The 16,112-nt window shown below is 46.4% G+C and carries 14 protein-coding genes; 10 read left to right on the top strand and 4 right to left on the bottom strand.

From position 1 onward, the window contains the following. Positions 1–134: 134 nt before the first annotated feature. The 3 genes from AC1RR2_RS17045 to AC1RR2_RS17055 all read right to left on the bottom strand — a co-directional run bounded on the left by AC1RR2_RS17045 (position 135) and on the right by AC1RR2_RS17055 (position 5,469). Positions 135–2,300: an NHL repeat-containing protein gene (locus AC1RR2_RS17045; RefSeq protein WP_493223473.1), complete on the bottom strand. Its 2,166-nt coding sequence runs from the start codon at positions 2,298–2,300 to the stop codon at positions 135–137. Positions 2,301–2,753: 453 nt separating this feature from the next. Then, complete coding sequence (locus AC1RR2_RS17050) at positions 2,754–3,293, bottom strand: PH domain-containing protein (protein ID WP_493223474.1); 540 nt, start codon at positions 3,291–3,293, stop codon at positions 2,754–2,756. 67 nt (positions 3,294–3,360) lie between these two features. Then, positions 3,361–5,469, bottom strand: coding sequence for a TonB-dependent receptor plug domain-containing protein (locus tag AC1RR2_RS17055; protein ID WP_493223475.1), 2,109 nt, complete (start codon positions 5,467–5,469; stop codon positions 3,361–3,363). Between the two features lie 68 nt (positions 5,470–5,537). On the opposite strand from AC1RR2_RS17055, the gene AC1RR2_RS17060 reads away from it, so the two are divergent. The 9 genes from AC1RR2_RS17060 to AC1RR2_RS17100 all read left to right on the top strand — a co-directional run bounded on the left by AC1RR2_RS17060 (position 5,538) and on the right by AC1RR2_RS17100 (position 13,367). Further along, complete coding sequence (locus tag AC1RR2_RS17060) at positions 5,538–5,804, top strand: MarR family winged helix-turn-helix transcriptional regulator (RefSeq protein WP_493223476.1); 267 nt, start codon at positions 5,538–5,540, stop codon at positions 5,802–5,804. A gap of 102 nt (positions 5,805–5,906) precedes the next feature. After that, positions 5,907–6,299, top strand: coding sequence for a DUF1398 family protein (locus AC1RR2_RS17065; RefSeq protein WP_493223477.1), 393 nt, complete (start codon positions 5,907–5,909; stop codon positions 6,297–6,299). 216 nt (positions 6,300–6,515) lie between these two features. Beyond that, positions 6,516–6,830 carry a hypothetical protein gene (locus tag AC1RR2_RS17070; RefSeq protein WP_493223478.1) on the top strand — a complete coding sequence of 105 codons (315 nt, stop codon included), beginning with the start codon at positions 6,516–6,518 and terminating at the stop codon, positions 6,828–6,830. A gap of 470 nt (positions 6,831–7,300) precedes the next feature. Further along, positions 7,301–8,044, top strand: coding sequence for a hypothetical protein (locus AC1RR2_RS17075; protein ID WP_493223479.1), 744 nt, complete (start codon positions 7,301–7,303; stop codon positions 8,042–8,044). 375 nt (positions 8,045–8,419) lie between these two features. Next, positions 8,420–8,689 (top strand): hypothetical protein, encoded by a 270-nt coding sequence (locus AC1RR2_RS17080; RefSeq protein ID WP_493223480.1) that lies wholly within the window; start codon positions 8,420–8,422, stop codon positions 8,687–8,689. A 204-nt stretch (positions 8,690–8,893) separates the two neighbouring features. Beyond that, the gene (gene rsgA / locus AC1RR2_RS17085) at positions 8,894–9,763 is read left to right on the top strand and encodes a ribosome small subunit-dependent GTPase A (RefSeq protein WP_493223481.1); all 870 of its coding nucleotides are present in this window, start codon (positions 8,894–8,896) and stop codon (positions 9,761–9,763) included. 264 nt (positions 9,764–10,027) lie between these two features. Further along, on the top strand, positions 10,028–10,648 hold the full coding sequence (locus AC1RR2_RS17090; RefSeq protein ID WP_493223482.1) for a hypothetical protein: 621 nt from the start codon (positions 10,028–10,030) through the stop codon (positions 10,646–10,648). Between the two features lie 623 nt (positions 10,649–11,271). Next, the gene (locus tag AC1RR2_RS17095) at positions 11,272–12,132 is read left to right on the top strand and encodes an AraC family transcriptional regulator (protein WP_493223483.1); all 861 of its coding nucleotides are present in this window, start codon (positions 11,272–11,274) and stop codon (positions 12,130–12,132) included. Between the two features lie 86 nt (positions 12,133–12,218). After that, the gene (locus tag AC1RR2_RS17100; protein WP_493223484.1) at positions 12,219–13,367 is read left to right on the top strand and encodes a nuclear transport factor 2 family protein; all 1,149 of its coding nucleotides are present in this window, start codon (positions 12,219–12,221) and stop codon (positions 13,365–13,367) included. A 60-nt stretch (positions 13,368–13,427) separates the two neighbouring features. Here AC1RR2_RS17100 and AC1RR2_RS17105 read toward each other — a convergent pair whose 3' ends face one another. Further along, positions 13,428–14,513, bottom strand: coding sequence for a DUF5694 domain-containing protein (locus tag AC1RR2_RS17105; RefSeq protein WP_493223485.1), 1,086 nt, complete (start codon positions 14,511–14,513; stop codon positions 13,428–13,430). 467 nt (positions 14,514–14,980) lie between these two features. Here AC1RR2_RS17105 and AC1RR2_RS17110 point away from each other — a divergent pair, with 467 nt between their 5' ends. Continuing rightward, complete coding sequence (locus AC1RR2_RS17110; RefSeq protein WP_493223486.1) at positions 14,981–16,093, top strand: SEL1-like repeat protein; 1,113 nt, start codon at positions 14,981–14,983, stop codon at positions 16,091–16,093. The last annotated feature ends 19 nt before the right edge of the window (positions 16,094–16,112 follow it).

The following is a 16,112-nucleotide window of genomic DNA, read 5'->3' on the forward strand; positions in this document are numbered from 1 at the left end:
GTCGAGCATTTAATGGGCTCCATTACAACTTAGAGTTAGTTCTGACGTCGTTGAGGCAAACGCCATTCTGCAAAATCTATCAATATTAGCGCATAACTTGGGCATTGCAGCCCAAGCTAGTACGCCATGTTCTTCTAGGGCAAGGCTATTTTTAATATCGCATCGTCGGCAGTAACATACAGAGAATTTGATCCCAACCAGGTCATGCTTGTGATGTGATGCAGTCTGGTATTTTGTAATTTTCCAAGTTGCATTCCACACTGCCCAAGCATACCGGCGATCAAGGTTTCAACACCTGAAGAACTAATTTTATACAATGCGCAAGCATAAGAAGAATACACATTCCCTTGCTCATCGGCCAGCATCTTGTTACCCAAATAGCGACCGGCATTATTCAATTTAGTGACAGCACCTGCGGCTGATCGTCTGTAAATACCCGGATCACTACTAGGATCGCGGGCAAAATACAAATTGCCTTTACTATCGAAAGATAAAGCACTTACCGGCCCCATAGCTTCCATTCCAGATAATTTTGTCATACTCCCATCAGCGTGCAACTTATGCACAGCACCGCCATCCGCGACCAATAAATTGTCTTTACCATCGAAAGCGATATCGCAAACCCTCCATTCACTCGCGCCAGAAGGGCAATCTGCAATTTTTGTAGTTATCTTAGTTAGCTTACCTTCTGGGGAAATTTTCCATATGACATTTTCGCCAAGGGGAGTTGGTCGAACATAAGCACTACCCACCATCAACAGTCGATTAAAAATCCAAATGTTCGACTCGTTATCGACAACAAGCTGAGAAGGCGCAGTAAATGTTTCAGCGATTTGCTTATTGTCGACTTGCCCCCACCAAACACCCGGCGCAGATAATGTCGTGACTAGGCCGTCTGGGGATATCTTGCGTAAAGTCAGCGCATATTGTTTCCAAGCTTGTCCGTAAGAATCTAGACGGTCTGCTGTATCCTCCATGACATATAGATTACCTGCGCGATCTTTACTCATCGCGTACGGGCGCAGGAAACGTGCAGCATCGCCTCGTCCATCAAGGCGACTACCTCTTGGTTTTGAATCAAGCATGCCAGCGAAAACACTGACACGTCCCTGTGCCGCTACCCGAATGATTCTATCCTGATTAGGATCTGTCAGATAAATATTGCCCGCTTTATCTGCCGTTGCATCTGGCGTATCAAATTCAATGTTTTTGCCGGGAATGAGCTTGGCATCATTAATCGGCGTGAAACTCCAGTTACCGTCCATCTGTAATTTGTGTATGCCATTGCGATCCAAGACTGTAGGCAAACTCCCAGAGTTAGGAATGATACGGGCTGGAGATTCAAATTTCGCCGTGCTCAGCGTAGTAACCACACCCTCTTGTGTTATTTGTCGTAATTTAAATTTGCTACCAACGAGTTCCTGATCCAATACATAAATCATCTTATTGGGAAACACCACCATATTACTGATTGAGACAAATCTCGCGTCACTGCCGACACCATCTTGCGCTACTAAGGCCGGTTCATGACCAGCAAGTATCACGCCATTTTTGGCGACAACACCTAAACTTTTCTCGTAAAAATGCGGTGCACGATGATAGACATTGCCGTCAATATCGCGATTGGCAACTATCTCAGGTAACTCAAGGTAATCAATCGGGACTCTACGACCATCAGGGTAAATTAATTGAGCTTCGTCGGCCTGATTTGTAAACCTAAATCTGCCAGAGAAATAGCGCAACTTAATCCACAATTTGTATGACGAAGTGACTGAACTTAAAATTGGAGCAAAGCTACTGACCATCCCCTCTTTCGTCAAACGACGAATGCGATTATTTCCTTGATCCCATACATACAAATTGTCATCCGCATCCGCCACGATATCGCCAGGAAAAGCAAATCGTGCCGCATTACCTGCTCCATCAATCATGCCCCAACCACGAATCGCTCCTGCAAAGGCATACGCACCACTGGCGCTTGGGCGTAACACCAGCGTGATGGATTTACTCACAGAACCTACACTTGCGGTGACTTTGATATTCCTCACCGTGTCGACCGTACCTAGCGGTGGTGGGATGTATTCAACTGTATTCCCAGTGTTTGAACTAAGACTCCCCAGGCTGCCCTCAAGACTCCAGTTCGTAGGGCTACTGCTCCCGTTCACGTCCGCCGAAATCAATAAACTGGGCGCACCAGCCTCGACTTCAGGATTCACCGCAGTCACATTGATTTTTACAGGAGAGACTGAAGACGCCGACGTATCAGAACCACCTCCGCAAGCATTCAGAAACAAAACCATGGACAGACAGAAGATGCATCTCCAATTAATAAGGAAAGTCATTGCTTTCAAAATCGTAGCAGTTTGTAAAATCATAAACGAGTAATAGGAAGAGGATTATCAGGGGAAGCAAGATGCGGATCTATCAAAGTAAAATAACATCTACGCATTCATGCATCATATCATCGGAATTGTAATAATCTGCAGACTCACGCATCAAGGCATGCCACAAGCGGCTGATTGTTCTGGCTCGGAATCAATCCAAGCGCGCCTACAATTAGCTAAATGAGCGGTGCCGTTTTACTCCGAAGAAAATTGTATGTCATCGAATAACACAAGCAATAATATTGAATAGATGTAGGTCGCACTGCGCCGCCCTCAGCATAGGCGCGAGTTACCCCACGGGCTATCTCTAAGGAATGCGATTCATGCAGTGCTAGGCAAAATGTGCCTACGTTAAAGCATCGTTCGCTTTTATGGTTGAATAATGGCCGTAACCCGACGTCGCGCGCGTTCACGCATAGAACACTCACGCAAGGTGTCAGCGAGTGCTTCTAAGTTTCTAATGCCATACAAGTGCAGTTGCGAATAGCTGGTGTCGGACGACCTGAGTTGCAATATGCAATAGCCCATCAGACGCATGCCAAATGGAGAATTCAAGTCAAAATGTTCTATCGTGAAAAGTTCAACGTTATCTTTGACTTTAGAAAAAATACCGCGTTCTAGCTTCACCCTTTGTGTCGTGATTTCATAATGAAGTCCGCGCGCTTTGAACCAGTAATATAGGTAGCCAATACCGAGCGTCAGCACAACCGCTATCCATTGCCAAGCACTAGCAATAGTAGCGGGGTGTCCAGCAAACAGAATTTTCTCCGCATCATGTTCAGTATGAGCCACATATGCCTGTAAATCAGTATTGCAGAAGCGACATTTAATCGCGACCGCTTTGATGGTCTCTCCACAGACTGGACAGTCTTTGGTGTCGCGATTGTCTAGGGTGTCATTAGCGCTCATGGTGTCTATAGTCTCTTTGATTCAAAACAAAGTACATAGTCTGCCATAAAGTCCCCTTGATAGCTAATCAGAACTTATATTGCATGCCGACTGATGGGAAAATCGGCATTTGAGCTTCTGGTTTGCGCGTCTTATAGTCGGCACTATATTCATAGCGTCCCACATTACTGCGTGCATAGGCATTGATCAATTCCGCGTAGTAAGACAACTTATCGCTGTATTGATAATCGACCCGCAAATCTAAGCGATGATAAGCCGGCATACGTTCAGAATTGAGCGCACCAAAGAGAGGACGGACACGACCATCAGCATCCGTGCGTGTGCCTATGATGGGTGTGTCTGGATGTCCAGTGTGATAACTCCAACGCGCCCCGTATTGCCATTTTTCCGATGCTTTGTATTGCAGCACGGCGTTGGCTATCACCGGTTGATCAAAACCAAAGCTAAAGTTTTCTCCGGTCACATCATTACGACGCGTAGACTTCGAAACACTGAGCGAGACAAAACCAGACAATCCGTATCCCATTTCCTTTTTCACCAAGACTTCTAAACCACGTGCGCTACCGCTCGCGCCGTTGCGATAATTTTGTAGCGGATCACTCACCACGAAATTGTCAAAATCTTTGTTGTATAACTCAGCGCGCCATGACCATCCCTGTTCCAAATCTTGCGTCACACCGAACACGACTTGTTTGGAACGTATCGATTTCAAATACGGATTACCGATTTCACTCAGACTTTGCTCTCTCGATGGTTCTTGATGATGTCGGCCCAGGCTGACAGAAAATACAGTTTGTGGTGAATAGCGGTACTCAAGGCCTAGGCGCGGATCAAGCACGCTTTCCTTCAGATAATCGTCACGAGTAGCGCGCAAGCCGCCTGTAAGCGTCCATTGGGGCGACAAACTCCAACGGTCGTTCACATAGACCGCCGCGCTATTATCTCGTTGACTGCGCTTAGTACGCGAAATATCAGCACTGGTGGCATCACAATTCGGATCAAACTCTGTGCAACGTGGATTTTTAATATTCACGTCTAGGTCTAGTGTATTGGAGCTCAGATCAACACCTGCGGTGAGCTGGTGATGGTCAAAAATATTGGTCGTAACTTGCTCTTTCAGGTACTTGAGGGTAGACCTAGACGCATATGCACCCGCGCTGCCAATTTTGGTTTTTTGATGTGTGACCATTTGACCTAATGCGACTTGATTACTGGTCTTTGCACCAAGGTCTGACTCTAACACAACAGCCATGTTATTAAACGAACTGCTCTCAGCGCTCTTGCCTAGCAAAATTGGATCGTGTTGCACGTCGATGGAATCTTTTTTCAAATTAAATTTAACTCGGTCTTGCGCTGTAGAGAGATCAAAACGAAAACGATTCTTGCTATTGATGTTCCACAAGAATCGCCCTTGTACATCACTATAAGATGGGAAAGTAAAACTGGTACCTGCCTTTTCGTCCTTAATCTCTTTCACAAACAAATCGATCAGGCTACGACGTGCCGACAAAAAGAACGAGGTGTTCTCGGACAAAGGGCCCTCCAATAACACACTGGCGTCTAAGGCCCCGGTACGAATTTTCCCACCCACACGATCCGTTCTTGGATTGCGTAGCGAGGCGTCAAAGACGCCGCCGACAACATCACCATATTGCGGGCTCCATGCCGCGCTATACAAATCAAAACGACGAATCAAATCGGCATTAAAGACACTCACAAAACCGCCCATATGAAATAGATAGCCTACCGGTAAAAAGTCCACATAATAAGCATTGTCTGAAGGCCTGGCACCTCGAACCGCCGCACCGCTGTTGCCATCATTATTGCTCGCTATGCCAGGCAAGGTTTGTAAGGCTTTAAGCGGGTCTCCGCCAGAGCCCGGCATTTTGAATAGTTCTTCACCAGTGAGACTGATCTTCTCATTCGTACTTTGCACGGATTTGCTGGCATGTACTTCGACTTTCTGTGTTGGTTCAAGGGGTTCTTTTTTATTCGTTTCTGTCGCTTGCTGAGCATTAGCGCTGGCGCTCGCACAAGCCGCTGTAAGAACCAACAAGGCGCTAGCAAAATGGCGCACAAAAGTAGCTTGACGACACTCTGGTTTTGAAAGCTGACGCAGTGGATAAGCCAATGTGCGGGACGAGGTGTCGCTTGATAGCGCATAGAATTTTTTCATAAACAGGCAGGAGAAAATCGAAGAAAACAGGATTAGGAAAGCACGCTAACTTAATCGACGAACTTGGGATGACCAAAGGTGCGGCATCAAAAGTAATCACCAGGCTTGAAGCAAAAGGATTGGTGTCGAAAGCTTATGCGGCAGACAGCGCACGCGAGCAAGTACTTTCATTAACACCAGTTGGTAGGCGATTGCTGCCAAAACTCGCTGCCGTGGCAGACGAGAACGATGATTTCTTCTTTGGACACCTGAGCAAGTCAAGTAGAACGGAATTAATGTCTATGATGCGAGACCTGGTTCAGCACCACGACATGAAAGAACTACCTACCAAATAAATAGGCTTTGTAATCAAATTAGTCTGCCGTAGATCACACGGCTCGCTGACCATGTAATAAGGCTATGCGCCCCTAACAGAACGATCACAATTGGAGAAGATCATGAACACAAAAGAAGCCGTGATACATCAAGCTTTCGAAGCATCCCAAGCTGGAACCATCCATTTCGGCCAAGTAATCAGTGCCTTGTCTGACATTGATGTTGAATCCTATTTCGTCGATTACCGCACCCGCCGTGTGACGTACTACTTCCCCTCCGACGAAACAGTTTCATTGACCTACGACTCAAGCGATGACGAAATAGCAGCGAGGTTTTCCCAGACCGATGTGAAATCAGCGATCTTGGGAGCACAACGGGGTGAGGTCATGTATCCCGAGTTTAAAAGACTATCGCAAGCAGCGGGCTGCATAGCTTATTTTGTGTGGATCAAAGGTCGTCATGTTTCATATTTTGGTCGTCAAGGCGAAACGCATATTGAACATTTTCCTGACTAATATTCCAAAAAAAGGGGATGCCAGATGAGCTGAAATCATGTCAAAATGTGCCAATTGCCAAGCTTTTTTCGGCGCATTTTTTGGGGAACTAGATATAGAATATATGGCCTATTGTGCACTACGACGCAGGGTCAAATTTTGACAAACGTTGCAACTGATTATCACCAATCTCAACGCTAAATAAACAGCCTCACTGCAAGCACATCACATATTTTCATGGACTATATTTTCGGCGCAGGCGTATTCATGTTGATCGTGGGGGCAATTATAGCCTCGCTGAGAAACATCAAAAATTCGATACCAATTGAGGTCTATAGATCTCAAGCAAAAAAGCAGTTCATGGAGCTTCAGGTGCGATCTCACACACCACAACTGGCCTTCTCCGGAGCACAAGCTGAAATAATTAAGTCAGACGAATCGCTTATCAAAGAAGGTGATTTCATCGACTCTTATTCTCTGACCTGCTATGCCAGAAATGACCATGGCGAGTATTTTATGTTCGTCTCAAATTATGGGGCTAGGGTCTGTTGACCTCTATTTTAGCCAAGCGTTTCAATCAAAACGCAGGATGGCAAGGCGCATCTCGCCGCTGCGGCTGGGCGCCCCAGCAAGAGATGCAACGCTGTCCATCGTGCGTTTTGATTGAAACCCTTCGGGAATGGCTCAAATGAGCACATGGCGTTGTTGCAATCTGCTTATAGTGCTCGCACTACCGCGCAGCTTGCGCCTAGCCCTGTGCTCATTTGCGCGCATTCGCTTGGCTAAAATAGAGGTCAACAGACCCTACCCCTTTTTCAAACACATCAGCCATACCAACGCCAAAATCTTATTCGGCGATGACTATCGTGAACCAACCTAGGCAGATACCAACTTCCCCCCCGGCCTATATCCTGCAAATTGCTGAGATAGAACGCAGCTCATCTTCCATAAGTTAAAATTAAACCAGTAAGCGTTTTTCACAAAAAATGGCAACTGCTTTTCTTCAATAAAGTTAAACAATAATGAATACCTCCACATTAGTGGCAATTAAACGCGTTGCCAAACAAGTCTTGATCGGCTTATTTGCAATCGCATGCATATATGGCACGATCATTTGCTTTCCCTCTTTTCTTTACCGGTATCAGTACCAAAATGAAAATGTGCGCATCTATAGTGATCAAGAATTACCCGCCAACATTGAAGATCTCAGCCAAACTATCTTGGCGAGAATAAAGAGATCTGCCTATTACAATGCGCACGATGTCTACAAAGTGTTTATCTCGAATGAGAATTGGCGCTGGCGTTTGGTCGCTAACCTGAGGCCAAATGCGGGCGGATTCAATATAGAAATCTGTCCCAACAATTCTTTTATACGACCCAGTATCATCGCTGAAAATCGTATTATTCCACCACGTGCAACGATGGCTGATGCGGAAGAAAGAGATCTGGCTTATTTTATTTCACACGAGATCACGCACGGCATGATGGTCAACCACAATGGGCTGTTCACTTCATTATCGAAAACCCATAGCTGGATCAAAGAAGGCTACGCCGACTTGATAGGAAAAAAATCTTTCGATTACGCGGGCAACCTGGTGCAATTAAAATCGCATGAACATAGGCTGCAGCTCGCTTCCGGACTCTATGTTCGCTATCACCTCGCACTAGTGTATTTGCTGGAAAAAAAAGGCCTGAGTTTGACCGACATTGTCGAAAAAAATCCACCGCTGGAAACAGTGATAGAAGAGATGTTGGCCTCGAAATAGTAAGCACGTCTCCAAGTCTTTGCACCACTAGCTAGTTCATACGCGCATCTCGTACTTGACCTCCGGCACTACTGCTGGCACACTCACGTCTCTATCAACCACCACAGGAGAAAAAAAGCATGAAAACAATAGATATTGCCCTCCTGTCGGCTGTCTGATCTGAGTACATCACTGCCTAACTCATCTTCTGGCGTATTACGAGTACTTTAAGTGCTCAATCTATACCTCGCTAGTGTGTTGATGCGAGTCTGATCTGGCGCCGACTTCCATTTTCTTTTATTCCTTCCTGTAGGCCGTGGCTTTGTCACGTCGACAGGTTTACTTTGCGCATCGACAAAAATTTGCGCAGCTTGAATTTGGATAGACACACATATCATGATCAATTTTGATTTCGCTTCACTGCGCCTGATTGGCTTAAGTCCCGCCATCGGCAATCAATTACACGCCTTGGCAAGCAGTTTCATTGAAGACCCCACGCTACAAGTCGCGCGCATTACCGAAGTACACCGTGATTGCCTAGGGCCTGTTGACATACATTTTAGTCAAGCGTTTCAATCAAAACGCAGGATGGCAAGGCGCATCTCGCCGCTGCGGCTGGGCGCCCCAGCAAGAGATGCAACGCTGTCCATCGTGCGTTTTGATTGAAACCCTTCGGGAATGGCTCAAATGAGCACATGGCGTTGTTGCAATCTGCTTATAGTGCTCGCACTACTGCGCAGCTTGCGCCTAGCCCTGTGCTCATTTGCGCGCATTCGCTTGCCTAAAATGTATGTCAACAGGCCCTAGCTCCACAATGGAAAAACCAGCCTGCAAGGTCGCGCCTTACCGCGCCTCTTGCATGAACTTGCTGTGGACCAGCTAAGCCTGGCTGTGGGAGACTGGGGCTTGCTCAGCGGCACCGCAGATACGGGCTACAACTTGGTCGCCCGCATGCCTGCAATGACCCACCTGACTCGACGTAATAATGAAGGTCGATTGCAAGCCTTGGCTAGCAATATCGACACCGCTTTATTAGTGATGGGATTGGATAATGACTTTAATCTGCGCAGGCTGGAACGTTATCTGGCACTGGTGCAGGCCGCAGGAGTTACGCCGCTTGTGCTCTTAACCAAGGCAGATATGCACGCAAATGCCACTGCCCGCCAAGCAGAGGTGGAGCAACGCCTATCGGCCAGTGTGCCCGTATTTGCCGTCAACGGATTGAGCAACACCACAGTGGATTTGCTGTCACCTTGGATGTCGGTCGGGCAAAGCCTGATACTACTAGGTTCATCCGGTGCGGGGAAATCAACACTGACCAATACTCTGACAAGTAGTCAGCAAGCGACTGGTGCGGTACGCGCAGGCGACGATCGTGGTCATCACACCACCACGGCACGCTCGCTACACCTATGCCCAAGCGGTGCTTGCATCATAGACACTCCCGGCTTGCGTAGCCTGCAACTCAATCTGGATGAAGAAGCACTGAACGAGAGTTTCACTGACATCGATGCCTTAGCCAGCGCTTGCCAATTTCGTGACTGTAGCCACCAAAGCGAACCGGGTTGCGCTGTGCGCGCTGAAGTGAATGAAGATAGGCTCAAAAACTACCAAAAGCTATTACGCGAAACCCGTCGTAATCAACAAACCCCGCTCGATAAAATTGCAGCAAGGTCAAAGTGGAAGGTGTTGGTGAGGTCGGTTAAGGAAAGGGATAAGCGCAAACGCAATTTGGAATAGTCTATGTCTGCGAGCCTGAATTGGCGCAGTTAAAGTTGACTAGCATTCAGTTTCACCAAAATGGTAGTCAACTTTCCGAGCAAATTTATCAACCAAGTGATCAAACAAAGAAACATCTAAACGTGTACCATGACCACGTCCATAGGGCGTGGTTTGGACGTGCTTTTTGACTTATTAATCAGAACATTCGTGTCTTGCCGAACTAGCTTCTGCTGTTAAAATTTCACGATTCGATGTTGCCCACCTTACTGTTTGGAGTTCCGTATGAAAGATCGTATTGAGAAACTGAGTCAATTAGCGCTGCAATCGGCTAATAGTGCGGGCCGTAGTTTGCTCAATGTGCAAGCCAAGGCTCAGGATCTGGGACAGGTAGTGTCTCAGGCGGTGAGCAAAGAAGCATTGAGCAAAGCGAATGCGGCAACATCCATGGCAATAGCCGCGAGTAAATCTATGCAACAATCTTTGACCCATGTTATCGAGCATGAAACGACACAGGCTTTGATGGAGCAAGTCAAAGAAACCAGTCAACATATAGCAGATAATGCGGCGCAAGGCGCTAAATTCGTCGGCAACCAAGTCGTCGATGGCGTAAAAAAGTTAGACGATAAGCTAGAAGAGAATCACCTCGAAATTAAAGAAAAAACGGAGACTGTGTCTATGGGTCTCGGTATTGCCGCAGGCGTCGCAGCAGGCGCAGCGATGATAGGACCGCCTATCGTCGTCGCAGCGGCGCCAGTCATTGGTGTTGCTGCAACCGTGACTGGCGCGGTGGCTGGCACTGCCTATTTTTACTCTAAATGGAAGACGAAGAAAGATCTGGTAGAGACAGAAAACAGTGCTGATTCAGTATCTGCAAAGTCCGAAGATATTCCACCAGATCGATAATCCTAGATTCCTCAGTTGAGCGCTCAATTTCGTCTTGGAAGCCTCATGGACCTTAACTTGCACAGTGTTTTTGCCATTCACCAAATGGGTGCGAACGTTACAGGCTCGATTGCCCACTTTTCCAGCCCTCTGGACTTCGTTACTCCTCCTAGCAACGTGGAGCTTGCACCGTCGTCGCCCTTGCAGGGCGCATCTGTGCTTGTAGGTACAGACCGTTGCGCTGGCGAGCAGCATGCTGCTCAAATTCCCAGCTTCACCCTCGCCAGAGTGACGAAAAAATGCACACCCGAACCGGTCCAACTAAGGAAGTTAGGATAATTTGAATGAGTGCAATGCAGGCGAATTGCATCACTATTCTCACTCAACATTTCATAGTAATTGTCTAGGCCATGAGATAATGCCGTATCTCAAAATCAAAAAAACTCATGGCAATTTTCGATCAACTTCTGCTTTTGTTTAGTGGTCTAGGTGGCATACATGGCTTGATTCTTGCCGCTTATTTATTCTTCCGTAAGCCGGGCAAGTGGAGTAACCGTTTTCTCGCCGGCCTCATTTTTATGTTGAGTATTCGGGTACTGAAATCGGTCTTATTCCATTTCAACCCTGCCATAGGAAAACAAATTTTGCAGCTAGGCTTGTCTGCCTGTTTTCTGATTGGCCCGCTGCTTTATTGTTATAGCCTCCATTTCCTTGGCGTTTTCCGCCCATCATCACTTCAGCGTTTGCACTTAATCATTCCTGGCTTATTGCTCATCGTAATTGGAGGACTGTTCCCCTATCACTTGCATCCACAGCTTTGGGGTGGGCTATTTTACAAAATCATTAATTATGCGTGGCTAGCCTATACCTTGCTTTCGATCTTTGTATTATGGCCAAAAATTGTCTCCGTCAATGTAAGCAACTGGCGGCAACAAATCGACGTCGTCATAGTGCTTGCTATTGTGTTTGGAAGCGGACTTATTTGGTCTGCCTATTATTTTGCGAGTTACACCTCCTATATCTCGGGTGCTTTAACTTTTACTTTTTTAATCAGTGTAGGGATATTGACGGCATTTCTGCACATTCAACAGCAAAAGAACAAAACACTTATCCCCTACCTCAATAAGAAAATAGCTCAGGAAGATGCCGCCCCCTTAATCAGCGAACTAAGGCAATTCATAATTGATCAACAAGCCTTTTTGGATGCGAATTTGGCCTTGCCAAAGTTGGCAAAAATGTTAGTTTGGTCAACACCTAAACTGTCGCAATTATTGAATGATAATCTCCATCAATCCTTTAATGATTTTGTAAATAGTTACCGGATTGAACATGCAAAAACCTTATTGCAAGGCGACACAGCCATGAAAATGGAAGACTTGGCAGAACGTTCTGGCTTCAACTCCCTTTCCACTTTCTATACCGCATTCAAAAAGCACACACAGCTGACACCCGCGAAATATAAGGCTTTGCAGGCAGACAAGAATTCCGGAATTATAGATTCGTAATCCGAAATCGTAATCCACGCTAGCACCTCGGCCAAGTAAATCTTATTGTTGCCCCTGGTTTTCCCTCACTTAAAACAGGAGCAACAATGCGTTATTTTTTTGCACTACTCATTTCTATTTTCATTCTGACATCCGGCTGGGCATCAGCGCTTGCGAACAACGACCAAGCAAGTGTCGATGCCATCCAACAAGTATTGAGAGACTACATAGAAGGAACTTCGTATAACAATAAGCAACAAATTGCACAAGCATTCAACCCTGCCGCAGATTTACTCTTAGAAAAAGAAGGTCAGCCATTTACCAAAGTCTCAGTGAGTGACTATCTCAGTTGGTACAAATCCGAGAATCAGGGAAAATTCAATGGCCGTATAGGTGAAATTCTTCAAATTGACGTCAGCGGTGACCTGGCGACGGCCAAGGCAGAAATCATTATCCCTGGCCAACAACGCCGCTTCATCGATGTTTTTCTGTTGAAGAATATCGATAGCCATTGGCAAATCATCAGCAAAGCTGCGGCAAAACAAACATCAAAACAAAATGGGGTACGCATCTTGTTTATCGTTTCAAACGCCCATTTTCATGGCACATCTAAATTGCCCACAGGCGCCAGTTTTTCAGAAATCGTGAATGCCTACCATACTTTCAAGCAGGCCGGATACACCGTTGAATTTCTCAGTCCAGAAGGTGGTGCCATACCACTTTCCTATATCGATACTTCGAATGCCCTGCATAAAGCGCATTTGTATGACAGTGAATTTATGTTTGCCCTAAAGAACACCAAGAAAGCGACACAACTGGTGGCAAAGGATTATCGCGCAGTGCATTACATAGGCGGGGGTAATGCCATGTATGGCGTAGCAGATAATGCAGAAATTTCGCGCTTGGTGATGGAAATTTACGAACAACACAAGGGCATTATTTCCGCCGTATGTCACGGCACAGCGGGCATCGTTCATCTGAAGACAAAAGATGGTAAGTACCTGGTCGATGGAAAGAGAATTAGCGGCTATCCGGAAGATTTTGAAAAGACTTCGGCTGAATACTTTAAACAGTTTCCCTTCTTAATCAAGCAAACCATACTCAGTCGCAATGGAACATTCCGCTTTGGAAAACCGGACGATGCTCATATTGAAGTCGATGGACGTGTCGTGACAGGACAAAATCATCAATCCTCAGCCTTAGTGGCAGAGGCAATCATTCAACAACTGCAAAAGGAACAGGTAAGCGCCAAGTAAATTGCTCAGTGGTATATGGCGACTGCAAGTTGCACGACTTGCAGTCATTCCACTCGAAAATTACTTTAGCAAGGGATCGGAATTGACCAGTTTTACATCATGCATCATATTCAAATAGGCCTCAAAATAGCCTTTGTGTGAAGCACCAACGATAGTGAGTGTGCGTTTGCCGGGTGTGGTACCCAACACCTCGCGGATATTCGATGCCATGCGCAGATTACGAGTCTCCCAATAGGCTACATAAGCACGTCCAACTTGTTTGACAGAACGATCTTTGATCGCAGCGCCAAAATCACTTTGGTAGACTAACATGGCCTGATCAGCGCGATTGTATGCGCGATACATCGCAAGCACCCCTTCAGCACTGTCCAATTTTTTGTAGAGCGCGTCACTCTCTGTTTTACGCTGAGCGGATGCCGGATTATTCCAGAGGCTTTGCATAATCTCGCCAGCCGCTTTGTCTTCCGCTTCATCGCCTGAAGCCGTGTCAGCTGTGTGATCATCAATAGGATAAACTCGTTCTAAGCCAAGACGCGCAGCCAATGGTGCTGCGATTTGAAAATCTTCATTGCGTTTAACACTTAAATCTTGCAGACGCTTCACCAAGACTTTATCGAGCCCATCTTGTTCTATTTGCTCAGCGGCTGGTAATCGCAACCACTGTACCAATGCCGAAGCCTGTTCTCCCGCCGCCAAAAAAACCGCAGCTAAATGACGGCGCTGTGCAGCAGCGGGATTGCTTGGCCAGGCGGCTAGTAAACGATCGACCTCTGCCGTCGCGGCAGGCACATCGAGACCGGTCGCCATACGGGCAGGTGTCGTGTCCCAGCAGTAATATTTAATAGACTCAGCATAACGGGCAGTGTAGCGACGCATACTATCGCACTGCATCCCTGACAAGGCCTCGACCGTAATAATTTGCGGCTTCCATGCTTCAAGACGGGTCAACAAAAGCGTCAAAGATTTAGGGGTAAAACTCGCAGGCAATTCGGAAAGATGGGGCGTACCAAGCACCAACACTTCATTGGGCACACTTGCTTGCGATGCTTTTAGACGGCTTGGATCAAATTTTGATTTGTAGTCCGATGCGCCCACCGTTGAACTGGAAATAAGCGCCGCAATAAGCACTATCCATTGATTTAACATAGTCTATTCCTCTCATAAAAATTCATACGAAACATGCACGCTGATTTTCTCCTGGCCGTCACACAGGTCTTAGCATCGAAAATGACTATGCATGAAAACAAAGAGCATATTCAAATTAAAGCCATTTTTTTCTGTCATGAAGACGATCTGCAGAAATAGAGGAATGAATTGCCGATTGGTGGTGGAATTTTGAACGAGCAAGGAACTTAAGCGCTGGAAAAACACTGGCTGTCTGTATTTTGTTGCCACAATATCGTCAACTCATACCAAAATTTTCCGGTTTCATCACATACTTGCATCGCTTTCTTTGCACTTTCAGTAAAGTTCTTTTTTGAATTTTCTTGAGCTAACAAAATTGCGCCGGGATCATAACGAGGCAGAGTCAGTAAGAAAACCTCTACGTTAAGCTACAGATGCACTCTTGATCGAGCACTACCACGTCGTTCCATTTTTTTGAAAGTATATATATGCGTCGATTTATTACTGGCATTTTCATTCTCTGTGTAGTATTCGCCGGCGGTGTAAATGCGCAATCCTTGGCCGATGCGCACAGCGCTTTCGATAAAAAGGACTATGCAACTGCCACCAGCTTGTATAAAAATTTAGCAGAAACTGGGGATGCGTCGGCGCAACATAGACTGGCATTAATTTACTTTAACGGGCTCGGCACACCCAAAAATTTTCAACAGAGTCTGTACTGGTTTTCGCAAGCAGCCGAACGCGGTGTGATTTCCGCGAACTACAATATCGGTCTACATTACGCCAATGGTTTTGGTGTTCCCGTCGACCAGGCCTTAGCGCTTACTTACTATTTGAAAGATGCTGAACAGGGCTTAGCGATGGCGCAATCAAATGTCGGTCAAATGTACGAGAATGGGGTTGGCACGCCTATCGATATCGCTCAAGCACTTAGTTGGACACGGAAAGCAGCGGAGCAAGGTCTAGCCGCCGCACAACATAACTTAAGTACCTTTTATATCAACGGCAAAGGTGTGCCCAAGGACTTCGATCAAGCGGCAATATGGGCAGCCAAAGCTGCCTTGCAAGGCGAAGCAAAAGCACAGAACAATATAGGCTCATTCTATAGTGCTGGCTTGGGATTCGCGAAAGATGATGCGCAAGCATTCAAATGGTTTGGCAAAGCCGCCGATCAAGGCTTAGCCGATGGCCAATATAATTTGGCGCGCTTTTATGATGATGGTCGTGGTACTACAAAAAATGTTTCGCAAGCTGTGATCTGGTATCGCCGCGCCGCGCAGCAAGCTCATGTTGAAGCAATGCACAATTTGGGAGTGATCTATTTCGAGGGGCGCGGGATACAGAAAAATACTGAACAGGCGTTCGATCTATTTAGCAAAGCGGCAGCCAAGGGATTTGCTGACTCGCAAATCAATCTGGGCATGATGTATGGCATGGGTGCGGGTGTGAAAGCCGATATCGTAAAAGCGTATTTCTGGTTTTCGTTGGCCGCTGCACAGAATAAGCCTGTCGCCATCGAGAATCTGGCGCTGGCTGAAAAACAAATCACAGCTAAGCAACGGGCTCAAGCGCAAGAAATGCTAAAAAAATGGCAGAAGTAATTTTGACAGAAATAAGGCG

This window comes from Undibacterium sp. GW821-FHT11H02, from assembly GCF_058808015.1.